Genomic DNA, 24,944 nt, shown 5'->3' on the forward strand with positions numbered 1-24,944 from the left:
AGCCCCTGATGCATTTCCGACGGACTAATCTTGTCCGACAATTGCCACTTCCCTAGAATATTGCCGCCGCTTTATAGCCCTACCCTCACGGAAAGAGGGGCCTATGCAGTAGCGAGCCTGATGTTGCACACTCGATCCCCGCGCCCGATCCTTCCCAGGCCTCACCCCGAGCTGATCCTCAACCTGGGCAGTTGCCTCGCCGTGCTCGCGATTGTAGGTATCGTCAGCTATCTGCTCGGCCGCGAACGGGACAGTGTCGAACAGTCCTCCATCCGCGCCTCGAACAACATCGTCCAGCTCATCGAAAGTGACATCCTGCGCAACGCCGAACTCTACGACCAGTCGCTCAAGGGCCTGATCTGGGCAGTCGGGCGCCGCGAGCTGCCGGAAGTCCCCGGCCCGCTGCGCCAACGCCTGCTGTTCAACCAGGCCTTCGTCGACCGCAGCCGCGGCGATGTGCTGTGGCTCGACGCCCAGGGCGACGTGGTGGGCGACTCCACCAGCATCATTCCACGCCAGGCCAACTTCGCCAGCACGAGGGTGTTCAAGGCCCACCAGGCCAATGCCAACCTCGGTCTGCTGGTCGGTCCACCGTTCAAGGCACAGCTGGGCGATCTCGATTGGTGCATCAGTTTCAGCCGGCGCATTCCCGGCCCCAATGGTGAGTTCGCAGGCCTGGCGACCGGCGCCCTGCGCCTGTCCTATTTCAGCGAACTGTTCCAGCGCCTGGATATCGGCGAGCACAGCAGCATCAACCTGCTCAACACCAGCGGCCAGTTACTCGCTCGACAACCGACCCGGCCACAAGACCTACCGATCGGCAGCGACTTCAGCCAGTACCCTATTTTCCAGCGCATTCTCAAGGCGCGCAGCGGCAGTTTCAGCGCACACTCGAACCTGTTCGACGAGCGGCGCATGTACACGTTCGCGCGCGTGGGCGAACTGCCGCTGATCGTGTTGGTAGCGCACTCGTCTTCCGAAGTCTTCCAGGCCTGGCGGCGCACGGCGCTGATCGTCGGCCTGGCCACGGGGGTGCTATGCCTGGGCATACTCTGGCTGACCGTGCTGCTGGGGCGCGAACTGCGTCGGCGCCACGATGCCGAGCAGGGCCTGGCCACCCTGGCAGCCACCGACAGCCTCACGGGGCTGGCAAACCGACGTCGCCTCGATCAGGTCCTGCGTCAGGAATGGGCGCGCGCGCAACGCAACCGCACGGCGCTGGCGGTACTGATGGTGGATGTGGATCACTTCAAGGCGTTCAACCAGCGTCACGGCCACGCTGGCGGCGACCATGCCCTGCGTGAGGTGGCGCGCACCATCAATCGCTGCATCCGCAGGCCGGCCGATCTGGCAGCGCGCTACGGTGGCGAAGAATTTCAGGTGGTGTTGCCGGAAACCGAACTGGCCGGTGCGTTGCTGCTGGCCGAGCGCATTCGCCTGAGTGTCGAAGCAATGCCGCGATTCGGTGCCGATGAGCAGCCAATCACGGTCAGCATTGGCATCGGCCTTTACGAACCCGGCACCCAACACGACCTTACAGAAGTGCTGGGTGCCGCGGATGAAGCCCTTTACCGGGCCAAGGCGGGGGGCCGTAACCGGGTAGAAGGGCCTGTCACGCCTGTTGCTTAGGAGCGGGCGCGAGCAGCGTCACGCAGTGCTTTCACCTGGTCGTGATTGCGCTGTACGCCTTGCAGTTGGCGATCGACCAAGGTCAGCGCATTCTGCGCGCTGGGGTTATTGAGCTTAACGAGCTTTTCTCGGGCTTCCTTGTAGGCCTTCAGGGCATGGTCTTCGCCCCGCTCCACTTCGTTGAGCACCGCTTCTTCATCCTTGCCGGTCACCATCGACTTGAGGTTGACCCAGCCACGGTGAATATCACCGCTCAAGCTGGTCGAGGTCTCGGGATCGCCACCAAGATTACGTACTTCAGCCTGAAGTTCGGCAGCGGCCTGGTTACAGGCCGTCGCTCGCTGGACGAAGAAGGTCTTCAGCTCAGGATTCTTGACGTCATCGGCCGACTCCTTGAAACCCTTTTCGCCGTCCTTGCAGTACTCGATCAGGTCGTTGAGCACGTCGATCACATCTTTGTTGGGGTTGCTCATGGCGTAACTCCTTGGCAGGTGATAGTCCCTATGACTGGAGCAGTCTTCATGCCAAGCCTGAACATAAAATAAAAAGCTTACAAATCAGTTACTTATTTCATAGTCGCGACGACAGTGAAACGGTGTTCTGCATGATCGCCGCTTGCGCGCTCGTGCAGATTGCAGGGTGGATACGCACAGCGATTGCTGTATGGTCGGCGCTTTCAGCGCACCAGGTTCACCGAATGAAACCCGAATCCTTGCAACTGCTGGTCACACGGACCATGCCCTTCGGCAAATACCAGGGCCGGATCATCGCCGACCTGCCGGGCGACTACCTGGCATGGTTCGCGCGCAAGGGCTTTCCGCCCGGCGAGCTGGGCGGGTTGCTGGCGTTGATGCATGAGATCGATCACAACGGCCTGGGCGAGTTGCTGGTGCCATTGCGGCACAAGCGTTGAGATCAGTGCTGGATGCTTCGCGGGCAAGCCTGCGAAGCATCCTCCAGTGCCTCCAGCCGATCACTTGGCCGGCGCCACCACCATCTCCACCCGCTCCCCCTTCTTGATCAGCGCGTACACCACCGCCGTCACCAGGCTCCCGGCCAGGATCGCCAGCAGGTACAGCAGCGCATGATTGATCGCGTTGGGGATCAGCAACACGAACAGCCCACCGTGCGGCGCCATCAGCTTGCAGCCAAAGTACATCGACAGCGCCCCCGTCAGCGCACCGCCGGCGATGCTCGCCGGAATCACCCGCAATGGGTCCTTCGCCGCGAAGGGAATCGCGCCCTCGGAGATGAAGCAAAGCCCCAGCACCAATGCCGCCTTGCCCGCCTCGCGCTCACTCTGGGCAAACTTGCGCCGGGCCAAAAAGGTAGCGATTCCCAGGCCGATCGGCGGCACCATTCCAGCGGCCATGGTCGCCGCCATCGGCGCGTAGCTCGACGAGGCCAGCAAGCCTACCGAGAACGCATAGGCCGCCTTGTTGATCGGCCCGCCGAGGTCGACGCACATCATCCCACCCAGCAGCAATCCGAGCAGGATCGCATTGGTGGTTCCCATGCTGTCGAGAAAACGCGTCAGTCCCTCGAGCATCGCCGCCACCGGATGACCGACCACGTAGATCATCACCAACCCGGTGAACAGGCTGGCCAACAGCGGGATGATCAGGATCGGCTTGAGCGCTTCGAGGCTGGTGGGCAGACGCGCCCAGCGGCTGATGGCCTTGGCGCTGTAGCCAGCAAGAAAGCCCGCGACGATACCGCCAATGAAACCAGCCCCCAGGGTGCTGGCTAGCAGGCCACCGATCATCCCTGGGGCCAGGCCCGGGCGGTCGGCGATGGACCAGGCGATATACCCCGCCAACATCGGCACCATCAGCTTGAATGCCGCCTCGCCACCGATCTGCATCAAGGCCGCAGGCAAGGTGCCCGGCTCCTTGAACGCCTCGATGCCGAAGACGAACGACAGGGCGATCAGCAGCCCACCTGCCACCACCATCGGCAGCATGAACGACACGCCGGTCAACAGGTGTTTGTAGACACCGGCCTTTTCACTTTTCGCGGGCGTCTCGGCTGCGCCCTCGGCGCTTTCCAGCTTGGCGTCGGCCAGCGCCTTGTCGAGGGTCGCCCGCGCCTGCTTGAGGGCGATGCCAGTGCCGCATCGGTAGATGCGCTTGCCCGCGAAGCGTGCAGCCGGCACCTCGATGTCGGCTGCCAGCAGCACCACGTCCGCCTCGGCAATGGCGTCGGCCGTCAGCGGGTTGCGTGCGCCCACCGAGCCCTGGGTCTCGACACTGAAACCGTAGCCCAGCTCCCGGGCAGCCTGCTGCAAGGCTTCGGCCGCCATGAAGGTATGGGCCACACCGGTCGGGCAGGCGGTGACCGCCACGATACGGGGTGCAGCGCTGCGGCTTGGCACCTCGGCGCCGCTCGCTTCGAGCACCTTGACGTTGGCCGCCGCTTCATCGAGGAAACCTTCGCGATCAGCCAGCGCCTGGGCCGGGGTGCTCTGGTACACCGGTTTGCCGACGAAGCGACTCAGGTCCACCGAACCCGTGCTGACCACCAGCACCCAGTCGGCCTCGGCGATCTGCGCGGGGCTCAGGCGCCGCTCGGGGTGCTCGGCATCCCACACCTCGACACTGGTACTCCAGCCCCGGCGTTGGGCCGCGGCGGCCAGCAAGCGTGCACTCAATACACTCGACACCTGGCCATTCGGGCAGGCGGTGACGATCGCAATGTTCATCGGCGAGCCTCTTGTTGTTGTTCTGTCAGTTGCACGGCAGCCTCCAGGCGCGACAGCTGTTCGCGGTCGTCGATGCCGAAGCCCACCTGGGTCACCGCCTGGGCAGCGATGGCCGTGGCGCGGCGCAAGGTCTGCCCGGCGCTCTCGGCCTGCAGCAGGCCATGAACCATGCCCGCCACCAGCGAGTCGCCCGCGCCCACGGTACTGGCGATGCGCACCTTGGGCGGCTGGGCATGCAGTGCCAGGTCAGCGGCGAACCAGTTCACCCCGTGCTCGCCCTGGGACACCACCACGTGAGTGACGCCGCTGTCGAGCAGACGCCGGGCGGCATCGCGCTGCTCGGAAAAAGCCTGCACGGTGATGCCGAAAAGCTCGCCCAGCTCATCGGTATTGGGCTTGACCAACCAGGGTGTGCTTTGCAGACCGGCGCGCAAGGCTTCGCCGCTGGTGTCCAACGCCACCTTCAGGCCCTGTGCGGCCAACTGCCCCAGCAACTGGCAGAACCACTGCGTGCTGACGCCACGCGGCAAGCTGCCTGCCACCACCACCACGTCATGCCCGGCTGCCCGCTGTGCCAGGTACTCGAGCAGCTCGGCCTGGGCCGCGTCGTCGACCTGCGGGCCCTGGCCATTGACATCGGTGACCCGGCCATCGGCCTCGACCAGCTTGATGTTGGTGCGGGTTTCGCCCGACACGCGAACGAAACCGTCGTCGAAGCCGCGGCGGGCAATCAACGCTTCGAAAGGCTGCAGGTTGTCGCGCCCCAGAAAGCCGCTGACAGTCACCTGATGCCCAAGGTCAGCCAGCACCTGGGCAACGTTCAGGCCCTTGCCGGCGGCGTGGCTGCGCTGGTCATGGGTGCGATTGACCTCGCCGGCGTGCAGGCGCTCGAGGGTTACCGTGAGGTCGATCGCAGGGTTGAGGGTCAGGGTGAGAATCTTGGCCATTTCAATAACGCTCCACCAGCGCCCGTACCGCCTCGGCGCTGTCCTGTTGCAGGGCCTCGCGCGCCAGGGCACGGGCCGTCGGGTAATCGGCCTGGCGCACCAGGGCCTTGACTTCGGCGACGCTGCGCGCCGCGACGCTCAGTTCGTCCACCGCCAGCCCCAGCAGCACCGGCACTGCCTGCGGGTCGGCCGCCAGTTCACCGCACACGCCCACCCACTTGCCTTCGGCATGGGCGGCGCGCACGGTCATGTCGATCAGTTGCAGCACCGCCGGGTGCAGACCATCGGCCTGGGCCGACAGGCTCGGATGGCCGCGGTCGATGGCCAGGGCGTACTGGGTCAGGTCGTTGGTGCCGATGCTGAAGAAGTCCACCTCCCGGGCCAGTTGCGGGGCCAGCAGCGCAGCCGACGGCACCTCGACCATGATCCCCACCTGCAGGTCATTGACCGGGATCTCCTCACGCAGCCGCGCGACCATGGCCTTGGCCGCGCGCCACTCGTGCATCTGGCCGACCATCGGGAACATGATCCGCAGTGGCCGGTCGTCGGCCGCGCGCAGCAAGGCGCGCAACTGGTCCTCCATGACCTGCGGACGCTGCAGGGTCAGGCGCACGCCACGCACGCCGAGGAAGGGGTTGTCTTCATCGGCGATCGGCCAGTAGGGCAAGGGCTTGTCACCGCCCACATCGAGGGTGCGCACCACCAACGGGCGCCCCTGCAGGCCATCGAGCACGCGGCGATACTCGGCTTCCTGGGTGGCCACATCCGGCAGTTGCGGATGAGCCATGAAGATCAGTTCGGTGCGCAACAGGCCGACGCCTTCGGCGCCAAGCTCGACCACCTTGTCGATGCCACTGCTGTCACCGATGTTGGCGAAGACTTCGACGGCATGGCCATCGCGGGTCACGGCCGGCTCATGGCGTTTGACCCAGGCGGCCTGCAGACGCTGCTCACGCTGATCGCGTTCGGCCAACGCACGCTGCAGCTCATCGGCAGGCGGCGCAACGCTGACCTTGCCACGTTGCCCGTCGAGCAACAGCGGCGTACCCGCCTCCAGCAGCAGGATCGCCGCCCCGGCACCGACCACCGCCGGAATGCCCAAAGCGCGGGCAACGATGGCGCTGTGCGCGGTGGCCCCGCCTTGAGCGGTCACGATGCCGGCAACCCGCGCCGGGTCGAGACGCGCCACATCGGACGGCCCGACTTCAGCCATCACCAGCACATAGGGCTGTGCCGGCTCGGCCTGCTCGGCGACACCACACAGCTGGGCCAGCACCCTTCGGCCAATGTCGCGCAGGTCGGCGGCACGCTCGGCAAGCAACGCATCGCGCAGGGCCTCCTGCTGGCTGGCGGCCGCCTCGATCACCGCCATCCACGCCGCTGCGGCACTTTCGCCCTGGGCCAGGCGCAGGTCCACCTCATCGCCCAGTGCCGGGTCGGCGAGCATCTCCTGGTGTGTGATGAAGATCTCACCGATGGCCTTGTCGCTGCGTTGCACCAGTGTCTGCAGCTCGGCGTTGACCGCTGCCAGGGCAGCACGCAGCCTGGCACGTTCCTGGGCGCAGGATTCGCCGCGCAGCGGATAATCGATCTGGCGCTCAATCCGTACATGAGCCGGCCCGCTGGCGATACCAGGCGCGGCACCGACACCCTGGACCTGGCTGCCCGGCAGCGGCGCCTGCAAGGTTTCGCGCACCACCTCGGCAACCGGCAGGGCAAAGGCCGGCAACGGTTCGACGTCCTCGCCCAGGCCCTGTTCGATGGCCTCCAGCAACACCGGCAGGGCATCACTGGCGATCCCCGGCTCGGCGATCAGCTCCAGTTCCTGCCCACGCCGGGCCCCCAGCGACAGCAGGCGGCTCAGGCTTTTCACCGATACGCCGGGATGGCCGCTGTCGGTCAGGCGGATGCGGATCTCACCCTCGAAGCCCTTGGCCAGTTGCGCCAGCACCTTCGCCGGGCGGGCATGCAGGCCATGGGGGTTGGCCAGTATCACGCGCACGCTGGGCCAATCGGGCGGCGCCTCGCCGCCCAGCACCTGCAGCACATCGCGGCTGCTGGTGGCCTGGTAGAGGGTCTGCCCGCGCCCTTCGATCAGCACCTGACACAGGCGCTCGAGCAAGGCCTGGTGCGCAGCGCCAAGGCTGGCCAGGCAGAACAGGCCGTTCAACGGCTGGTCACGATGACGCAGGGGCTGCTGCGGCGTCACGAACGCCAGGCCAGGCTGCAGCACATCGCGCTCGCTGTGCAACCACCACAACCCCTCCCCCAACGGCAGTGGCTCGGCCTGCTGCAACAGCGCTGCGAAACCGCTGTCTACACAGCCGCCACGCTGGAGCAGGCGCGCACCGCGCCAGGCCAGTTCAGCGAAGTCTTCGGCGGGCAGGTTCAGACCGATCAGCTGTGCATCCAGCGCCAGTTCACGCGGCGCCCCCTGCAACAGCTTGAGCAGTGCGTCGGCAGAGCTGGCGCGGCGCAGCGCCTCGGCCAGGTCGGTTTCACCGAGGGCACGCGTCAGCAGTTGCAGCAGGCGCAGGTGTTCGTCAGAGCGCGCGGCGATGCCGATCGCCAGGTAGACGATTTGCCCATCGCCCCAGTCCACCCCCTCGGGAAACTGCAACAGGCGAACACCGGTGGCGTACACCAGGTCGCGGGTCTGCGGGGTACCGTGGGGAATGGCGATGCCTTGGCCGAGGAACGTGGAGCCCTGCGCCTCGCGAGCCTCAAGGCCCTGGAGGTAACCCTCGGCGACCAGGCCATCGCTGACCAGCCGATCGGCCAGCAGGCGCAGTGCCGCTGCTTTATCGCTGGCAACCTGGCCCATGGCTATCTGCTCTCTCGCGAGCTCGAGCATGACCTTCTCCTTTTGCAGTACCCGTCGCTCGGGACTGAGGTTATTGTTGTGGGATTCAACGCGTTTTTTCACCCGCGGGCTCAGGGGCAGTTCCCGTTCAATCGGATGCTGAAACGTTTAATCTGACCAGGCGGCCACGTTACTCGATAATCTGCGTAGGAAAAAGCCCCAGTTTGTCGGAACAATTGCGACAATGGTCGCCTGCACTTGGACACAATTCTGAGTAAGACTAACCGATCAGGCGCCCCAGGCTGCCCCGGTAATAACAAGGAAAATGCGGTGAAACTCAGCGATATCGCACGTCTGGCCGGTGTTTCCGTGACCACTGCCAGCTACGTCATCAACGGCAAGGCCGAACAGCAGCGCATCAGCAGCGCCACCGTCGAGCGGGTGCGCGCCGTGGTCGATGCCCACGACTTCACGCCCAACCCCCAGGCTGCCGGCCTGCGCAGTCGGCACACACGCACCCTCGGCTTCATCCTCCCGGACCTGGAAAACCCCAGCTACGCACGCATCGCCAAGCAGCTCGAACAGGGCGCGCGAGCCCGTGGCTACCAGTTGCTGATCGCCAGCAGTGATGACCAGCCCGAAAGCGAACGCCAGCTGCAGCAGTTGTTCCGCGCTCGCCGCTGCGATGCGTTGTTCGTCGCCAGTTGCCTGCCGCCGGAAGATGACAGTTATCGCGAAATGCAGAGCAAGGGCCTGCCAGTGATTGCCATCGACCGCCGCCTCGACCCCGCGCACTTCTGCTCGGTGATCAGCGACGACCGCGATGCCAGCCGCCAACTCACCGAAAGCCTGCTGGGCAGCAAGCCTCGCAGCATCGCCTTGATCGGTGCGCGTCCGGAGCTATCGGTCAGCCAGGCCCGCGCCGGGGGGTTCGACGAGGCCCTGCAAGGTTTTGATGGCGAAGTTCGCCGCTACGAAGGCGACGCCTTCAGCCGCGCCTGTGGCCAGCGCCTGATGGAAACGCTGATCGACGAGCTCGGCGACCTGCCCGATGCCCTGGTGACGACCTCCTACGTATTGCTGCAAGGCGTGTTCGACGCCCTGCAAGCCCGTGCCAGCGGGCCACGTGGGCTGCAACTGGGCACCTTCGGCGACAACCAGTTGCTCGACTTCCTGCCGCTGCCGGTCAACGCCATGGCCCAGCAGCACGGTCAGATCGCCGCCACCGCACTGGAGCTGGCCCTGGCCGCCATCGAGCAGAAGACCTACGCCCCAGGCGTACATGCCGTGGCGCGAACCTTCAAGCAGCGCATTTCGGCCTGAACATGCGCCTGATCGACACCCATACCCACCTGGACTTCCCCGACTTCGACGCCGACCGCGAGCGCCTGCTGGCCAACGCAGCGGCGCTGGGGGTCGAGCGCATGGTGGTACTGGGGGTGGATCAGGGCAACTGGCAGCGGGTCTGGGACCTGGCTTGCAGCGATGCACGCCTGCCAGCCGCCCTCGGCCTGCACCCGGTGTACCTCGAGCAGCACCGGCCCGAACACCTGGCGCAACTGCGCGCGTGGCTAGAACGCCTGCGCGGCGATCCACGCCTGTGTGCGGTCGGCGAGTTCGGCCTGGACTATTACCTGCCCGAGCTCGACAAGGACCGCCAGCAGGCCTTGTTCGAAGCGCAATTGCAGATGGCCTGCGACTTCGAATTGCCTGCGCTGCTGCACGTACGCCGCAGCCACGCCCAGGTGATCGCCACCCTCAAGCGCTACAAGCCCGCACGCGCCGGCATCATCCACGCCTTCGCCGGCAGCTACGAAGAAGCCCGCGAATACATCAAGCTCGGTTTCAAGCTGGGCCTGGGTGGCGCCGCCACCTGGCCGCAGGCCTTGCGCCTGCGCAAGACCTTGCCGCGCTTGCCGCTGGAGAGCGTGGTACTGGAGACCGACGCGCCAGACATGCCGCCGGTGATGCACCCCGGCGCGCGCAACAGCCCCGAGCATCTGCCCGATATTGCCCGAGCGCTGGCCGAGGTCATGGGGGTGGAGTGCGTGGCGCTGGCCGAGGCCAGTACGCGCAACGCCTGTGAGCTGTTCGGCTGGTAGCCGCGCAGGCGGTTACTCTTCGAACAGGGTGCAGGCCATCACCAGGGCGTCTTCACGCCCGCCAGCGACCGGGTAGTAATCGCGACGCCGACCGATCTCGTTGAATCCGTAGCGCTCGTACAAACGATAGGCCGACTGGTTGCTGGCACGCACCTCCAGGAAACACTCGCGCCCATTGAGCTGGTAGGCACGCGCCATCAGGTGTTCGAGCAGCCGCAAGCCCAGGCCGCGCCCCTGGTTCTCCGGCTTGACCGTGATGTTGAGCAGGTGCGCTTCGTCGATGATCACGTTGATCACGCCATGCCCTACCTGCTGCTGGCCGTCGAACATCAGCCACACTTCGTAGGACTTGAGCGCATCCTGGAAGATCCCGCGGGTCCAGGGGTGGCTGAAGGCGGCATATTCGATCTTCAGCACGTTATCCAGATCCGCCTCGGTCATCGGGCGGAAACTGATCGAGTCACTCATTCAACGCTCTTCCAGCGCGCCATCAGCTGGCGCATCGCTTTCCAGACGTCCGCCTTGCGTTGCGGTTCGTCCATCAACAGTTCAAGACCCGGCAATGCCCAGACATCGCCCAGGCCGTCGATCTTCAGTGATTGGTAGTAGGCCTGGGCATCGGCGTCGCCGGCAAAACGCACCGCTGGCAGGCCGATCAGCCAAAGGCAGGTGCAGGGGGCCTCTTCGAGGCGGGCCTGGATGAAGCCCTGGACGAAATCACGCGCAGCCTCCGGCCCCTGCTCCATGTTGCCGCGTACGAACAGCGGCCAGCGCACCGGCTCGCCGATGATCTGCGGCGCGTCCGGCAGGCCCGCAGCGCGCAGCATGTCCTTGAGCAACAGGTAAGAAGGGTCGCGGCTCTGGAACGGCTGGCCGGTGGCAAGCTCCACCAGCAACAGGCACGTGCCGGCGCGCAGCAGTTGCAGGGCGAAACGCGGCGGCGGCACCGGGGACGGACGGGCAGCCTTGGGCGCCTCCTCTTCGCGCTCGACCGGCTTGGCAGCAGGCTTGGGCGTGCTGCCGGGGCGCGGGATCTCGATTTTCGGTCGCTCGCCGGAGCGGGCATGGACCGACGCGGCTTCGCCCTGCGCAGGCGCCTGGCGCACCGGCTGCACCTCGACATCCAGCTCCTCGACCGGCGCCACCGGCAACAGCAGCTCGGGGCGCGAAGGCGCGGCGAACGGCAGTTCGGCACGCGGCAGCCAGTGCACCACTTGCATGGCGGAAAGGTAGGCGCGGCGGCGGGGTTCGGTCAGCAAGGCACGGGTATCCGGGGGGCTTGGTTCAGTCGGGCATTCTAACGCTGTTGGCGACACCGTGCTGCAACAGGCTGGCGGAAAAATTTATTGCTTGTGTCGGCCTCTTCGCGGGCAAGCCCGCTCCCACGGGGCCAGGCGCTGTATCTGTGGGAGCGGGCTTGCCCGCGAAGAGGCTGGCACAGATCAACGCAAATCCCGGACCAAGGGGTGAAATCCTCCCCCCCGTATGCAGTACAATCGCCCCTTTTATTTGGCAAGAGTCGACCCGCCAATGATCGAACCCAAGCGCGTCCTACGCGCCCTAGCCGAACACTGGGCCCTGATCGAGCCGCTGTGCGAGCGCTTCGACCAGGGCACCCTGAGCCTGGTCGAGCTGCGTCAGCAACTGGCCCGCCAGCAGGTGGAGAGCACGCCGCAGGACATCACCCAGCTGCTCGACGTGTGGATTCGCCTGGACATCCTGGTCCCGGTTGCCAAGAGCCCGAACCGCTTCGAGCTCAACGCGCAGATCCACGACTTCCTCGCCTACCTGCGCCGCGAGCACCGCCTTGGCCTGTGCCTGGAGATCGAAGCCTACCTGCGCCACCTCGAGCGTCTGGCCGGACACATCCAGGACGCCTTCGACAACCGCGACAGCGACGACCTGGCCCGCCAGTTGCGCCTGCTCGACATGCGCGTGCGCGATGTCCTGAAGAAGCTCGACAACGACGAACAGGCGCTGGTCGCCGTGGCCGAACGGGCCAAGACCAGCAACCGCCAGATCCCCCTGCGCCAGCGCTACGCCGAGGTCCTGGCGACCTGGGACGAATACGTCGAACCGATGATCCAGCTGGTCAACGCCGACGGTGCCTTCGAACAGGGCGTACGCAAGGTCGAGACCGTGCTGCTGCGCCTGTTGGGCGAGCAGGCGCGCCTGGGCCACCTGGTCGACGACGACATGCTGCTGCGCACCCACGCGCGTATCCTCGAGATGCAGACCAGCGCCCAGCTCACCCTGCGCCACGCCCGCGAGCTGCTGCTGCCGCTGCGTGAGGAAGCACGCCGACACAACGCCGTCACCCGCGGCGCGGCACTGGCCCTGTCGGTGATCCGCAAGAAGGGCATCGACGCCGTGCCGCAAGCGGCCATGCCGATGTTCACCCGGCCGCAGAGCACCTTCCTGGGCAGCGCCAGCCAGGTCGAGGCCTATGTCTACGCCCTGGCCCGCTTCGAGCCCAAGCCTGCGCGCTTCCCCAAGGCGCACAAGACCCACAAGGGCCCGCTGCCACGCGCACCGCGTACGGTCAAGGAAATGCTCGAACGCTGCGAGGACGCCCTGCCGCTGCCGGATCTGATGGTCTGGCTGCTGGAGCAGGAACCCGAAGGTGCCACCGACGAGTTGCTGTACTGGTTCTCGCGCCTTTCGCGCGAAAAGCGCTTCAGCCGCGAGCGCCTGCAGCGCCAGGACTACACCACCCGCGAACACCTGGTCAGCCTGCGTTCCTTCGCCCTGACATCCAGCCGCGAACAACAACCGGCAGCCACCGAATCCACCGCGAGCCCAGCCAATGCATCTTGATCTTTCCGAACTGTCCCAGCTCGCGCCGATCTTCCGCGAGCTGTTCAAGGGTTTCCACGTCAGCCGCCGCGACCCGGAACTGTACGCGCAACTGTCGAACTTCCAGGACCAGTACCGCACCCTGTTCAAGGCGCTCGGTTTCGAGCTGGTCTGCGACACCCGTGGCTTCTACTACTTCGTCCCCGAACAGGCCGCCGCGCAGGTCAACAAGACCGCCCAGCGCCTGTCGCTGTTCACCTTCATCCTGGTCGAACACCTGGCCGACCAGGGCCGCGACCCGATGGCCGTGCTCGACGGCGGCAGCATCGGCCGCGACGAGTTGCCCTCGCTGCTGGAAAAATACCGCGACCTGTTCCTGCAAGCCGAAGTGCAGACGGTCGAGGAGCTCGAAGAGAAGATCCTGCGCCGCATGACCCAGCTGGGCTTCGCCCATGAAGAAGGCGGCATCTACCGCTTCCTGCCGCCGATGCACCGCTTCCTCGATGTGTGCCTGTCGGTCCAGCAGGACCGCGACCTGGCCGCCACCCTGCACAGCGACCTGCCGCTGCCGGTCCCGGTGCTGGTCGAGGAAGAAACCCCGGAACAACTCAACCGCACCGACGATCCGCTCGACCTCACCCCCTTCGAGGGCGACGAGAGCGAAGAAGACGCCCTGGCCCGGGCCATCCGCGAAGAGCAACAGGAGATTGACGCATGAGCCAGGAACGCTACGGCATTCGCCGCTTCGCACTGCTCAACACCGCCGGCTACAGCCTCGGCCTGTTCCCGCTGGAACACCCGCTGTCGGTCTATGGCGCGAACAACCTGGGTAAATCGGCGTCGATCAACGCCCTGCAGTTCCCGATCCTGGCACGCATGTCGGACATGAGCTTCGGCAAGTACAGCCTGGAGCAGTCGCGGCGCTTCTACTTCGCCAGCGACACCAGCTACATCCTCTGCGAACTGAACCTGCCCCACGGCCCGCACGTGATCGGCGTGGTCGGTCGCGGCCCCGGCGGCGGCTTCGGCCACCAGTTCTTCGCCTATCAGGGCGAGCTGGACCTGGCCCACTACCAGAAAGACGACACCTGCCTGCGCCAGAAGGAGCTGTTCACCAACCTCGAGCGCAACGGCCTCAAGGCCTACGAACTCAAGCCGGACGAACTGCGCCGGCTGCTGGTCGGCGGCCACACCTCGGTGCCGCTGGACCTCACCCTGATCCCGCTGCGCTCGACCAGCGAGCAGAGCCTGAAGACCTTCCGCGCGCTGTTCATCAACCTGCTGCACATGCGCGAGATCACTGCTGCCAAGCTCAAGCAGCTGTTCCTGGATGCCTTCGAGCACAGCCTGCGCTCGGGCAGCGTCGACTACATTGCGGCTTGTGAAGAAGCCTTCCGCGACGTGCGCCGCATGGAGCAGGACTACAACGCCCTGGTCGCTGCCGGCCCGCTGGTCGAAGCACTTGCCGGCGGCGTGGCCCAGCGCGACATCCTGCGCGGCAAGCTGCACCGTCTCTCCCCCCTGCTCGACAGCCTGCTCGGCACCTGGCAGGACTACGCCGTAGCGCGCAAGGAAGAGCTGGTGATCCAGGCCGAGCACTACCGCGCCGAGCAGGATGGCCTGCAGAACGACCAGCGTGGCGGCACCCAGGAGCTGATGCGCCTGGAGCGCGAAATCACCGGCATCCAGCGCTGGCTCGGCGAGCTGTCGGTGCTCAAGCACCGCTTCGCCCTGGTCGATGACGTCAAGGTGCTGGAGCAGCAACTGCTCGCCGCCAAGGACGCCCACGACGAACTGGCCGGCGCCCTGGCGCAGTCGCGCCAGTTCTCCGCCGAAGACCTCGACGAGCGCGTGCGCGACCTGGAAAAACGCGTCAAGGCGGTCAAGCAACAGCTCGAGCACGCCGACAACAACAGCTACGCACGCCTGCGCGAGGAGTTCTCGCAGCAGGATGTCGATCGCCTGATGCGCCTGTTCAATGGCGCGCTGTTCAGCCTGCCGCTGGGCGATCGGGGCATCGAGCTGGACGACAGCGACCTGTGGGTCAAGACGCTTGAAGGCGTGCTCGACAGCTTCAAGGGCGAGCGCTTCGAAGTGCCGGGCCTGTCCATCGACCTGTCGCACATCGAGCCGCCCGCACTGCAGGCCCTGGCCGACCGTGCCGCCCTGCGCGACCAGAAAGAGCGCCTGGAAAAGGAGCTCAAGCAGCTCAAGACCCAGCAGGCCGTAGCCCTGGACCGCGCCGCGAGCAAAGCCCAGACCGAGGCGCTGTACCAGCAGGTGCTGGATGCGCAGAAAGCCCTGGAAGACTTCCGCCGCACCGAGACCCTGAGCGCCGAAGAGCCAGAGAAAATGGAGCAACTGGCGCAGTTCGAAGCCGCCCAGGACGAGCTCAAGCGCTCCAGTGACGCCTTCACCGAGCGCGTCCAGCAGTTGTCGGCCAAGCTGCAACTGGTTGGCCGCCAGATCGCCGACATGGAAGCCAAGCAGCGCACCCTGGACGACGCCCTGCGCCGCCGCCAGCTGCTGCCGGCCGACCTGCCGTTCGGCACGCCGTTCATGGAGCCGGTCGATGACTCGATGGACAACCTGCTGCCACTGCTCAACGACTACCAGGACAGCTGGCAGGCGCTGCAGCGCGTCGATAACCAGATCGAGGCGCTGTACGCCCAGGTGCGCCTGAAAGGCGTGGCCAAGTTCGACAGCGAAGACGACATGGAACGTCGCCTGATGCTGCTGATCAACGCCTACTCGCACCGCACCGAGGAAGCCCTCACCCTGGCCAAGGCGCGCCGCGCGGCGGTCACCGACATCGCCCGGACCCTACGCAACATCCGCAGCGACTACGACAGCCTCGAGCACCAGCTGGCGCTGTTCAACCGCGAGATCAACAAGCGCCAGGTGTCCAACCTGGAGAGCTTCCGCGTGGTGCTGGCGCCGAACAAGGAAGCGCTCAAGCACATCGACCAGATCATCCACAGTGCCGGCCAGTACGAGGAAGGCGAAACGCTGTCGGTGTTCGATCTCACGCAGAGCGCCGAGCAGGATCACAAGAACGAAGAGGCCAAGGAGTACCTGGCGCGGCTGGTAGCGGCCAACCACAACCAGCTGGGCCTGAAAGACCTGTTCGAGCTGGCCTTCGAGATCACCAAGATCAACAGCCAGCCGGTGATCCACGCCGACATCGACGGCGCCGCTTCCAACGGCACCACCATGACCATCAAGGCGCTGACCAACATGTACCTGTTGCTGCACCTGATGGACCGCGACCTGGCCGGGCGCATTCGCCTGCCCTACTACCTCGACGAAGCGGCGGACATCGACGAACGCAACCAGGCGGCATTGCTGGAGACCAGCCAGCAGCTGGGCTTCGTACCTATCCTGGCGAGCGTGAAGCCGCAGGTGTCGGCGCGCGTGGCGATCGATCTGGAAGGCGGCAGTGGGCCGAACGGGATCTACATCGACGAGGCGGACTGGAAGTACATCAGTCGGCGGGATGAAGTGAAAGCGATCGTGCGTGAGGATCAGGCCGAAGAGCTGGCCTGAGGCAACCGCGGCCCATTCCTGTAGGAGCGGGCTTGCCCCGCGATAGGGCCCGCCTTGGCAACCTCGCCGCCAGGTCGGGCCCTATCGCGGGGCAAGCCCGCTCCCACAGGGGGAGGAGCTGCGTCGTTTATTGGGCATGCGCCCAAGGCAGAATCGGAATCGCCGTCACCGCATTCTGCGGGCTACCTTCGACTATCCGGTCGCTGTACACCAGGTACACCAGCGTGTTGCGCTTCTTGTCGAGAAAACGCACCACCTGCATGGTCTTGAACACCAGCGAGGTGCGTTCCTTGAACACCTCCTCGCCATCCTTGAGCTCACCCTTGAAGTTGATCGGCCCGACCTGACGGCAGGCGATCGATGCCTCCGCGCGGTCTTCCGCCAACCCCAGCCCACCCTTAACGCCGCCGGTCTTGGCCCGCGACAGGTAGCAGGTCACGCCCTCGACCTTGGGGTCGTCGAACGCTTCGACCACGATGCGATCGTTGGGCCCAAGGAACTTGAACACGGTGGACACCTGGCCGATTTCCTCGGCACCGGCCAGCATCGGCAGCATCAACGCTGCCACGGCAAACATCCTTTTCAGCACGGGCGTCTCCTTCAGACCAGAACCAGATTGTCGCGGTGCACCAGCTCAGGCTCGGCGCTGTAGCCCAGCAGGCTTTCGATCGCGTCCGACGGCTGGCCGATGATCTTCTGCGCCTCCAGGGCGCTGTAGTTGGCCAGGCCACGGGCCACTTCCAGGCCATCGGGGCCGACGCAGACCACCATTTCGCCACGGCGGAAGCTGCCCTGCACAGTCTTCACGCCGACCGGCAACAGGCTCTTGTTCGATTCGCGCAGGGCCTTCACAGCGCCGGCATCGAGCACCAGGGTGCCGCGGGTCTGCAGGTGGCCAGCCAGCCACTGCTTGCGCGCGGCGAGCATGCCACGCTCAGGCGACAGCAAGGTGCCCAGGCGTTCGCCAGCCTTCAGGCGGTCCAGCACGCGCTCGATACGGCCACCGATGATGATGGTGTGGGCACCGGAGCGCGCGGCCAGGCGCGCAGCACGCAGCTTGGTCTGCATGCCACCGCGCCCCAGGGCGCCACCGATGCCGCCCGCCACGGCGTCGAGCGACGGATCGTCGGCGCGGGCTTCGTAGATCAGTTGGGCTTCGGGGTTGTTGCGCGGGTCGGCGTCGAACATGCCGTCGCGGTCGGTAAGGATCACCAGCAGGTCGGCCTCGACCAGGTTGGCCACCAGCGCGGCGAGGGTGTCGTTGTCGCCGAAGCGGATCTCGTCGGTAACCACGGTGTCGTTCTCGTTGATCACCGGCACCACGCCCAGGTCGACCAGGGTACGCAGGGTGCTGCGGGCATTGAGGTAACGCTTGCGGTCGGAAAGGTCGTCGTGGGTCAGGAGGATCTGCGCGGTGTGCTTGCCGTGCTCGCCGAAGCTCGACTCCCAGGCCTGCACCAAGCGCATCTGGCCGAGCGAAGCGGCCGCCTGCAGCTCGTTCATCGCACTCGGTCGCGTGGTCCAGCCCAGCTGGCTCATGCCTGCGGCCACGGCCCCTGAGGAGACCAGTACCAGTTCCACGCCCGCTTCACGCAGCGCCACCATCTGCTCGACCCAGACTGCCATCGCACCACGGTCGAGGCCCTTGCCATCGGCGGTCAGCAGCGCACTGCCGATCTTCACGACCCAGCGCTTGGCGCCCGTCACCTTGCTTCGCATCTTCTCTTCCAACCTATGTCGAATCTGTAGATACCAAAACGCCGCTCATTTGAGCGGCGTACCGTGAGAGGGGGTTGAGGCCATCGCGGGACAAGCCCGCTCCCACAAGGATCGCAGCGGACCTGTGGGAGCGGGCTCGTCCCGCGATGGGCTCAACGCCCAAGCCTGATCACGGCACACTGCTCGAAGAGCGGCGTCCAGTGTACTGCAACCGGTCAGTCGCGCACGTAAATGATTTCCGGACCGTCCTCGTCGTCTTCAAAGTCATCCCAGTCGTCATCGTCGCCGATGTCGTGGACGCTCTTGACGCCGGTACGACGCAGGGTACGGGCGTCGTCCAGGGCCTGCAGCTGGGCGCGGGCCTCGTCTTCGATACGCTGGTCGAGGTCCTTGAGCTCGGCGGCGTAGGCCGGGTCGTTGGCCAGGCGGTCGGCGCGGTCTTCGAGGAAGCGCATCAGGTCGTGGCTGAGCTTCTCGGTGCCCTGCTTGGAGATGGCCGAGATCACGTAGACCGGGCCATCCCAGTTCAGGCGATCGACGACTTCCTTCACACGCTCGTCGCGCTCGTCTTCCATCACCATGTCGGCCTTGTTCAGCACCAGCCAGCGCTCACGATCGACCAGTGCCGGGCTGAACTGCGCCAGCTCGTTGATGATCACTTCGGCGGCATCGGCCGGGCTGCTCTCGTCCAGCGGCGCCAGGTCGACCAGGTGCAACAGCACACGGGTACGGGCCAGGTGCTTGAGGAAGCGGATACCCAGGCCGGCACCTTCGGAGGCGCCCTCGATCAGGCCGGGAATGTCGGCAATGACGAAGCTCTTCCAGCGGTCGACGCTGACCACGCCCAGGTTCGGCACCAGGGTGGTGAACGGGTAGTCGGCAACCTTCGGCTTGGCGGCCGAGACGGCGCGAATGAAGGTGCTCTTGCCAGCGTTCGGCAGGCCCAGCAGGCCGACATCGGCCAGCACTTTCATTTCCATCTTCAGGTCGCGCTGTTCGCCCGGCTTGCCTGGCGTGGTCTGGCGCGGCGCACGGTTGGTGCTCGACTTGAAGCGGGTGTTGCCCAGGCCGTGCCAGCCGCCCTGGGCGACCATCAGTTTCTGACCGGGGGTGATCAGGTCGCCGATGACTTCCTGGGTGGAGGCATCGATCACCGTGGTGCCGACCGGCACGCGCAGGAACAGGTCCTCGCCCTTCTTGCCGGTGCAGTCGGTGCTGCCGCCATTCTGGCCACGCTGGGCCTCGTGGTGGCGGGTGTAGCGGTAGTCGACCAGGGTGTTGAGGTTCTCGTCGGCCACCATGTACACCGAGCCGCCGTCGCCACCGTCACCGCCGTTGGGACCACCGTTCTCGATGAATTTTTCGCGGCGGAAGCTCATGCAACCGTTACCGCCGTCACCGGCTTTTACCCGGATCGATACTTCGTCAACAAACTTCATTCAAAACCGCCTCTCGTCGGACGACGAGCTGAAAACCAGAAAACCCTGAGGCTCTTGCAAAAATGAGCGCGGCGGCCCCGTACCATCAGAAACCAACGCCGGCAGCCCAGACAAACAGCTTTGCAAGAGGCTCACCACAAACGAAAAAGCCCCGTCGCATGACGGGGCTTCTGGAGCGACGTCGCGATTAAGCGGCGACGATGCTCACGTAACGGCGGTTGAACTCGCCTTTCTTCTCGAACTTGATCACGCCGTCGATTTTGGCGAACAGGGTGTGATCCTTGCCCATGCCAACGCCGTAGCCAGCGTGGAATTCGGTGCCGCGCTGACGGACGATGATGTTGCCCGGCTTGATAACCTGGCCGCCATACATCTTCACGCCAAGGCGTTTCGATTCTGAGTCGCGACCGTTACGAGTACTACCACCAGCCTTCTTGTGAGCCATGGTTCAATTCTCCAAATAAATTCAGGGGACCTAGGGGATTAAGCCTGGATACCGGTGATTTTGATCTCGGTGAACCACTGGCGGTGGCCCATGCGCTTCATGTGGTGCTTACGACGACGGAACTTGATGATGCGAACCTTGTCGTGGCGGCCTTGCGAAACCACTTCGGCCACTACTTTGGCGCCAGCGACGACTGGAGCACCGATGGTGACTTCTTCACCGTTGGCAACCAGCAGAACGCGATCGAAAGTCACGGATTCGCCAGTGGCGACTTCCAGTTTCTCGATCTTGAGGAATTCACCTTCAGCGACTTTGTACTGCTTGCCGCCGGTAACGATTACTGCGTAGGACATTTTGAATCTCCGATAATCCTGCTCACCCAGCGCTTTATATGATGAGTATTGGCTGGCATGGCTGCACAAGGCTGGAACGGCCCGGTGCAATTGCGTAAGGCAGGTGCTGCCCAGGAAGTTAGGGTGCGCGATTGTACGCAACCCGGTAAAGCCTTGCAAGTGCCGCCCCGAGGGTGCAGGCAGCGCGCCTTGACACACCGGGACCCGCGACCTAGCATGCCGCGCAACCTCAATGGAGCAGCCGATGCAACCCCAATCCTTCTACCGCGCGGTAGCTGACGATTTCAGCGCCGTCGACGAGATCATCAAGAAGCAGCTGACCTCGCGCGTGCCGCTGGTATCGAAGATCGGCGACTATATCACATCCGCTGGTGGCAAGCGCCTGCGCCCATTGCTGGTGCTGCTGTGCGGCAAGGCCCTGGGCCGCGAAGGCGACGACCTGCGCCTGCTGGCCGCGACCATCGAATTCCTGCACACCGCCACCCTGCTGCACGACGATGTGGTCGACATGTCCGGCATGCGCCGCGGCCGCTCCACCGCCAACGCCCTGTGGGGCAACGCCCCGAGCGTGCTGGTCGGCGACTTCCTCTATTCGCGCTCGTTCGAGATGATGGTCGAACTGGGCTCGATGCCGGTCATGCAGATCCTCTCCAAGGCCACCCGGGTGATCGCCGAGGGTGAAGTGCTGCAGCTGTCGCGCGTGCGCGATGCCAGCACCACCGAAGAGGTGTACATGGACGTCATCCGCGGCAAGACCGCCATGCTCTTCGAAGCCTCGACCCACAGCGCCGCGGCGCTGGCCGGCGCCAGCGACGAACAGCGCGAGGCCCTGCGTACCTTCGGCGACCACCTGGGCGTGGCCTTCCAGCTGGTCGATGACCTGCTCGACTACAAGGGCGACTCCGAAACCCTGGGCAAGAACGTCGGCGACGACCTGGCCGAAGGCAAGCCTACCCTGCCGCTGATCTACACCATGCGCGAAGGCACGCCAGAGCAGGCGGCGCTGGTGCGCCAGGCCATCCAGAAGGGTGGCCTGGAAGACCTCGAGCAGATCCGCATCGCCGTCGAAGCCTCCGGCGCGCTCGACTACACCGCACAGATGGCCCGCGACTACGTCGCCCGTGCCATCGCCTGCCTGGAAGTGCTGCCGGCGAGCGAATATCGTGATGCGCTGGTCGAGCTGAGCGAGTTCGCGGTCGCGCGTACGCACTGATAGATCGCATCGTCTTCATTCGCGGGCAAGCCCGCTCCCACAGGGCCCAAGTACATCAGGCCTTTTGTGGGAGCTGGCTTGCCCGCGAATGCTTTTGTGCGGACAAAAAACATTTTCGCCGCAAAACCTTATACAATGTGCGCCTTTAACCCTCTGTACACCAAGGAACCGAAGTGAGCACTTTGCCGCCCTGCCCCGCCTGCAACTCCGAATACACCTACGAGGATGGCACCCAACTGATCTGCCCCGAATGCGCCCACGAATGGTCGGCCATCGGCGACGCCGAGGCGAACAGCGATGACGTGGTGAAAAAGGATTCGGTCGGCAACGTCCTGCAGGATGGCGACACCGTCACCGTGATCAAGGACCTCAAGGTCAAGGGCTCTTCGCTGGTGGTCAAGGTCGGCACCAAGGTCAAGAACATCCGCCTGTGCGACGGCGATCACGACATCGATTGCAAGATCGACGGCATCGGCGCGATGAAGCTCAAGTCCGAGTTCGTGCGCAAGGTCTGAGGCTATTTGCAGGGCCGCCCTCGGGTGGCCCTGACAGATCCTGCAACAGGATCATCTGCACCCTTTGGCAGAATTAATCCAATAGTCACTTGCTATTTTGATAATAGGAATTATTCTCATTGGAAACGCTTTCCAAGGAGAATAGCCATGACCTACCTGATCGACGCCTGGCTCGACCGCCCCCATCCCTACCTGCGCATCCTCCATCGCGAGACCGGCGAAGTCTGTGCCGTGCTCGAGGAAGAAGCACTCGACGAACTGCGTGACCAGGGCGACCTGGACCTCAACGGCCTGAGCTCGAGCGAGCCTGGGGTACTTAAGGAGCTGGTGAGGAATCTGTTTCTGTTCTGCTATGCGCGGGCGTTGCGCCCAGGGGGAACGGACTGGAATTGAGGCCGGCATTACCGGCCTCTTCGCGGGACAAGCCCGCTCCCACAGGGATTGGGCTGGTCTTTAGATTTTGAACAAGACAGTTGCTCCCACCAGTACACCTGCGCATTAGAGCCTGCGGGGCACATGTGGGAGCGGGCTGGTCCCGCGATGAAGATGACGCAGTCTTACAGAACGTCGAGCAGCTCGACGTCGAACACCAGCACGCTGTGCGGCGGGATGCTACCAACGCCTTGCGCGCCATAGGCCAGCTCGCTCGGCACGTACAGGCGCCATTTGCTGCCCGCGTTCATCAGTTGCAGCGCCTCGGTCCAGCCAGCGATCACGCCACCTACCGGGAATTCGGCAGGCTGGCCGCGCTCGTAGGAGCTGTCGAACACGGTGCCGTCGATCAGGGTGCCGTGGTAGTGGGTACGCACGTTGTCTTCGCGGCTCGGCTTGGCACCGCTACCTGCGGTCAGCACTTCGAACTGCAGGCCCGAGGCCAGGGTGGTGATGCCATCACGCTTGGCGTTCTCGACCAGGAAGGCCTTGCCCTCGGCGGCGGCGGCCTCGGCCTTGGCGGCAGCTTCGGCCTGCATCACTTCGCGGATAACCTTGAAGCTGGCAGACAGGTCGGCTTCGCTGACGCGGCTGTCGGCACCGTTGAAGGCGTCGGTCAGGCCGGCCAGGATCGCTTCCAGGCTCACACCCGGTGGCGGGTTGTCGCGCAGCTGGCCGCCCAGCTGACGGCCGATACCGTAGCTGACGCGGGATTCGTCGGTGGACAGGTTGAGTTCGGACATTGGCTTGCTCCGCTTAAGGGCGCACTGCATCCGCGCCCTTGGTGAAAAGGGCAAGCAGCCTAGCACACTGGGGCTGCGCGAAGCAGCTACCAGGCCGAACGCTGGGAAATCGGGACCTTGAGGTCTTCATCCGGGTGGCTGCCCATGCCGCACATCTCATCCTGCACCGACCAGTGCACCAGATTCATCGACAGCATCGGCAGGGCTTTCAGGAGCAATCGTGCATCTTCGACCGAGTGCACCCTCAAGCGCTCTCCGCGGGGGGCGTGGAGAGGATGGGCGTGACCCTTGATCCGGGCCTCGAGCAGGTAGTCACCACCTTCGATGGCGATCAGGTTGAGTTCATCGACGTGGCCGGCCCTGGCCTCGGAATTGAGCTGATGCAGATTCATGAATGCACCTCGCTGCGGAAACCCCGCATGAGTGCTCATTTTTTGTACAGAAGCTGGGATTAGGCAAGGGGCCGTCGGTCGGGCCGCGTCGTGCCTTTCGCGGGTAAACCCGCGAAACGGCCTTCACCGACTCAATGCTTGGTCAGCTTGTCCAGATAACCCATGCAGAAAGCCGAGACCACGAAGGTCATGTGGATGATCACGTACCACATCAGGTAGTCGGTGGAGATGTTCTGCGCATCCATGAACACGCGCAGCAGGTGAATCGAGGAAATGGCCACGATCGACGCCGCAACCTTCATCTTCAGCGAAGAAGAATCCATCTTGCCCAGCCAGTTGAGCTTCTCCTTGCTCTCGTCGATGTCCAGTTGCGAGACGAAGTTCTCGTAGCCGGAGATCATCACCATCACCAACAGGCCGCCGACCAGCGACATGTCGATCAGTGAAAGGATCACGAGGATCAGGTCCGCCTCGCTCAGCGCAAAGACGTTGGGCAGGACGTGGACCACTTCCTGAAAGAATTTCAGCGCCAGCGCCAGCAGGCCCAGGGACAGGCCGAAATAGATCGGAGCGAGTAGCCAGCGGGAGGCATACATCGCGTTTTCGAGAATACGTTCCATGGAGGATAGGGGCTCATGAGATGACTGAAAAAGCGTGCGCGAGTATAGCCAGCCATCTATGACAGCAAAAGTCTGCGGCGGGTTGCCGCAGAGCCCTCTTCAATTGTCCGGACGGAACTGGTAGTCCCCAAGGTTGCGACAACGCTCGCCATTGATCCGCCGCAATTGCGCCTGCAGGTGCAGGCACCAGATTTGCGGATCTTCGGCCACCTGGTAGCCGTGCAGGGTCAAGCTGTCGACAATGGCGTTCATCACCGATTCGGCCACCATCGGCCCATGAAACGGCCCTTGCGCCTTGATCGCCGAAGGCTGCTCACCGGCCATGCCGGCGGCAAACAGCAAGGTCCACATGCCGTTGTCGCCGGCCAGCGGACGGATGCTGCACTCGATGCGGGTCACCAGGCCAAGGCACTGGCGGGTGAGGCTGAGGTTGCGCATGGCGGCGTCCCCTCTGAGAAGCCCTGTTCAGCCTGCACGACAGGCTGTTTCCATCCTGAACCCTGACAACTCCTTAAGTTCCAGCATAGATGACAGGTGAGCATTGCTGGA

The 24,944-nt window shown here is 64.6% G+C and carries 25 protein-coding genes; 10 read left to right on the forward strand and 15 right to left on the reverse strand.

Going from position 1 to position 24,944, the window contains the following annotated elements; genetic code table 11:
• Nucleotides 1-123: 123 nt before the first annotated feature.
• Nucleotides 124-1,629, forward strand: coding sequence for a diguanylate cyclase (locus tag ACK3BK_RS21330; RefSeq protein WP_411384501.1), 1,506 nt, complete (start codon nucleotides 124-126; stop codon nucleotides 1,627-1,629).
• Here ACK3BK_RS21330 and ACK3BK_RS21335 read toward each other — a convergent pair.
• Entirely contained in the window at nucleotides 1,626-2,102 is a 477-nt protein-coding gene (locus ACK3BK_RS21335; protein ID WP_411383252.1) for a ferritin-like domain-containing protein, read from the reverse strand. The genes ACK3BK_RS21330 and ACK3BK_RS21335 overlap by 4 nt on opposite strands.
• Before the next feature lie 224 nt (nucleotides 2,103-2,326).
• Here ACK3BK_RS21335 and ACK3BK_RS21340 point away from each other — a divergent pair, with 224 nt between their 5' ends.
• The gene (locus tag ACK3BK_RS21340; protein WP_054892498.1) at nucleotides 2,327-2,542 is read left to right on the forward strand and encodes a DUF3820 family protein; all 216 of its coding nucleotides are present in this window, start codon (nucleotides 2,327-2,329) and stop codon (nucleotides 2,540-2,542) included.
• 60 nt (nucleotides 2,543-2,602) lie between these two features.
• Here the strand turns inward: ACK3BK_RS21340 and ACK3BK_RS21345 are convergent, their stop codons facing one another.
• The 3 genes from ACK3BK_RS21345 to ptsP are packed head-to-tail and all read right to left on the reverse strand — an operon-like array spanning nucleotide 2,603 to nucleotide 8,131.
• The gene (locus ACK3BK_RS21345) at nucleotides 2,603-4,330 is read right to left on the reverse strand and encodes a PTS fructose-like transporter subunit IIB (RefSeq protein ID WP_186721523.1); all 1,728 of its coding nucleotides are present in this window, start codon (nucleotides 4,328-4,330) and stop codon (nucleotides 2,603-2,605) included.
• Nucleotides 4,327-5,277, reverse strand: coding sequence for a 1-phosphofructokinase (gene pfkB, locus ACK3BK_RS21350; protein ID WP_186668335.1), 951 nt, complete (start codon nucleotides 5,275-5,277; stop codon nucleotides 4,327-4,329). The genes ACK3BK_RS21345 and pfkB overlap by 4 nt, the downstream gene beginning before the upstream one ends.
• A gap of 1 nt (nucleotide 5,278) precedes the next feature.
• The gene (gene ptsP, locus ACK3BK_RS21355) at nucleotides 5,279-8,131 is read right to left on the reverse strand and encodes a phosphoenolpyruvate--protein phosphotransferase (protein ID WP_411383253.1); all 2,853 of its coding nucleotides are present in this window, start codon (nucleotides 8,129-8,131) and stop codon (nucleotides 5,279-5,281) included.
• Nucleotides 8,132-8,410: 279 nt separating this feature from the next.
• Between ptsP and cra the strand changes: the two genes are divergently transcribed.
• Nucleotides 8,411-9,403, forward strand: a complete 993-nt coding sequence (gene cra / locus ACK3BK_RS21360; RefSeq protein WP_186668339.1) for a catabolite repressor/activator — start codon at nucleotides 8,411-8,413, stop codon at nucleotides 9,401-9,403.
• 2 nt (nucleotides 9,404-9,405) lie between these two features.
• Nucleotides 9,406-10,182 carry a TatD family hydrolase gene (locus tag ACK3BK_RS21365; protein ID WP_186668341.1) on the forward strand — a complete coding sequence of 259 codons (777 nt, stop codon included), beginning with the start codon at nucleotides 9,406-9,408 and terminating at the stop codon, nucleotides 10,180-10,182.
• 12 nt (nucleotides 10,183-10,194) lie between these two features.
• On the opposite strand, the gene rimI is transcribed toward ACK3BK_RS21365, so the two are convergent.
• Both rimI and ACK3BK_RS21375 read right to left on the reverse strand, forming a co-directional pair.
• Entirely contained in the window at nucleotides 10,195-10,650 is a 456-nt protein-coding gene (rimI, locus tag ACK3BK_RS21370; RefSeq protein ID WP_186668343.1) for a ribosomal protein S18-alanine N-acetyltransferase, read from the reverse strand.
• Nucleotides 10,647-11,441 (reverse strand): energy transducer TonB, encoded by a 795-nt coding sequence (locus ACK3BK_RS21375; protein WP_186668345.1) that lies wholly within the window; start codon nucleotides 11,439-11,441, stop codon nucleotides 10,647-10,649. The genes rimI and ACK3BK_RS21375 overlap by 4 nt, the downstream gene beginning before the upstream one ends.
• A gap of 271 nt (nucleotides 11,442-11,712) precedes the next feature.
• Here ACK3BK_RS21375 and mksB point away from each other — a divergent pair, with 271 nt between their 5' ends.
• Genes mksB through mksF form a run of 3 tightly spaced genes read left to right on the forward strand, consistent with a single transcriptional unit; the run spans nucleotide 11,713 to nucleotide 16,524 of the window.
• A complete protein-coding gene (gene mksB / locus ACK3BK_RS21380) occupies nucleotides 11,713-12,999 on the forward strand; it encodes an Mks condensin complex protein MksB (protein ID WP_054892490.1) in 1,287 nt (428 codons plus the stop codon).
• Nucleotides 12,989-13,696: an Mks condensin complex protein MksE gene (mksE, locus tag ACK3BK_RS21385; protein ID WP_186708123.1), complete on the forward strand. Its 708-nt coding sequence runs from the start codon at nucleotides 12,989-12,991 to the stop codon at nucleotides 13,694-13,696. The genes mksB and mksE overlap by 11 nt, the downstream gene beginning before the upstream one ends.
• A complete protein-coding gene (gene mksF, locus ACK3BK_RS21390) occupies nucleotides 13,693-16,524 on the forward strand; it encodes an Mks condensin complex protein MksF (protein WP_112899166.1) in 2,832 nt (943 codons plus the stop codon). The genes mksE and mksF overlap by 4 nt, the downstream gene beginning before the upstream one ends.
• A gap of 127 nt (nucleotides 16,525-16,651) precedes the next feature.
• Here mksF and ACK3BK_RS21395 read toward each other — a convergent pair whose 3' ends face one another.
• The 5 genes from ACK3BK_RS21395 to rplU form a co-directional block, all read right to left on the reverse strand.
• A complete protein-coding gene (locus tag ACK3BK_RS21395) occupies nucleotides 16,652-17,101 on the reverse strand; it encodes a CreA family protein (RefSeq protein ID WP_186668416.1) in 450 nt (149 codons plus the stop codon).
• Between the two features lie 23 nt (nucleotides 17,102-17,124).
• Nucleotides 17,125-18,243: a glutamate 5-kinase gene (proB, locus tag ACK3BK_RS21400; protein WP_411383254.1), complete on the reverse strand. Its 1,119-nt coding sequence runs from the start codon at nucleotides 18,241-18,243 to the stop codon at nucleotides 17,125-17,127.
• A gap of 215 nt (nucleotides 18,244-18,458) precedes the next feature.
• Nucleotides 18,459-19,682, reverse strand: a complete 1,224-nt coding sequence (gene cgtA / locus ACK3BK_RS21405; protein WP_186668347.1) for an Obg family GTPase CgtA — start codon at nucleotides 19,680-19,682, stop codon at nucleotides 18,459-18,461.
• Between the two features lie 187 nt (nucleotides 19,683-19,869).
• A complete protein-coding gene (gene rpmA / locus ACK3BK_RS21410) occupies nucleotides 19,870-20,127 on the reverse strand; it encodes a 50S ribosomal protein L27 (protein ID WP_029614211.1) in 258 nt (85 codons plus the stop codon).
• 38 nt (nucleotides 20,128-20,165) lie between these two features.
• Nucleotides 20,166-20,480 (reverse strand): 50S ribosomal protein L21, encoded by a 315-nt coding sequence (rplU, locus tag ACK3BK_RS21415; RefSeq protein ID WP_003247466.1) that lies wholly within the window; start codon nucleotides 20,478-20,480, stop codon nucleotides 20,166-20,168.
• Between the two features lie 244 nt (nucleotides 20,481-20,724).
• Between rplU and ACK3BK_RS21420 the strand changes: the two genes are divergently transcribed.
• From ACK3BK_RS21420 to ACK3BK_RS21430, 3 genes are all read left to right on the forward strand, one after another.
• Nucleotides 20,725-21,693: a polyprenyl synthetase family protein gene (locus tag ACK3BK_RS21420; RefSeq protein ID WP_065864077.1), complete on the forward strand. Its 969-nt coding sequence runs from the start codon at nucleotides 20,725-20,727 to the stop codon at nucleotides 21,691-21,693.
• 173 nt (nucleotides 21,694-21,866) lie between these two features.
• Nucleotides 21,867-22,208, forward strand: coding sequence for a zinc ribbon domain-containing protein YjdM (locus tag ACK3BK_RS21425; protein WP_186668349.1), 342 nt, complete (start codon nucleotides 21,867-21,869; stop codon nucleotides 22,206-22,208).
• A 147-nt stretch (nucleotides 22,209-22,355) separates the two neighbouring features.
• Nucleotides 22,356-22,601: a hypothetical protein gene (locus ACK3BK_RS21430; RefSeq protein WP_186668351.1), complete on the forward strand. Its 246-nt coding sequence runs from the start codon at nucleotides 22,356-22,358 to the stop codon at nucleotides 22,599-22,601.
• Between the two features lie 164 nt (nucleotides 22,602-22,765).
• Here ACK3BK_RS21430 and ACK3BK_RS21435 read toward each other — a convergent pair whose 3' ends face one another.
• The 4 genes from ACK3BK_RS21435 to ACK3BK_RS21450 form a co-directional block, all read right to left on the reverse strand.
• Entirely contained in the window at nucleotides 22,766-23,383 is a 618-nt protein-coding gene (locus ACK3BK_RS21435) for an FKBP-type peptidyl-prolyl cis-trans isomerase (protein ID WP_186668353.1), read from the reverse strand.
• Between the two features lie 86 nt (nucleotides 23,384-23,469).
• Nucleotides 23,470-23,775 (reverse strand): DUF6482 family protein, encoded by a 306-nt coding sequence (locus tag ACK3BK_RS21440; protein WP_411383255.1) that lies wholly within the window; start codon nucleotides 23,773-23,775, stop codon nucleotides 23,470-23,472.
• Nucleotides 23,776-23,906: 131 nt separating this feature from the next.
• Entirely contained in the window at nucleotides 23,907-24,395 is a 489-nt protein-coding gene (locus tag ACK3BK_RS21445; protein WP_003247486.1) for a TIGR00645 family protein, read from the reverse strand.
• A gap of 99 nt (nucleotides 24,396-24,494) precedes the next feature.
• Nucleotides 24,495-24,833: a hypothetical protein gene (locus ACK3BK_RS21450; protein ID WP_186668357.1), complete on the reverse strand. Its 339-nt coding sequence runs from the start codon at nucleotides 24,831-24,833 to the stop codon at nucleotides 24,495-24,497.
• Nucleotides 24,834-24,944: the final 111 nt, after the last annotated feature.

This window comes from Pseudomonas sp. L7, assembly GCF_046605565.1.
In the GTDB taxonomy this organism is placed as follows: domain Bacteria; phylum Pseudomonadota; class Gammaproteobacteria; order Pseudomonadales; family Pseudomonadaceae; genus Aquipseudomonas; species Aquipseudomonas wayambapalatensis.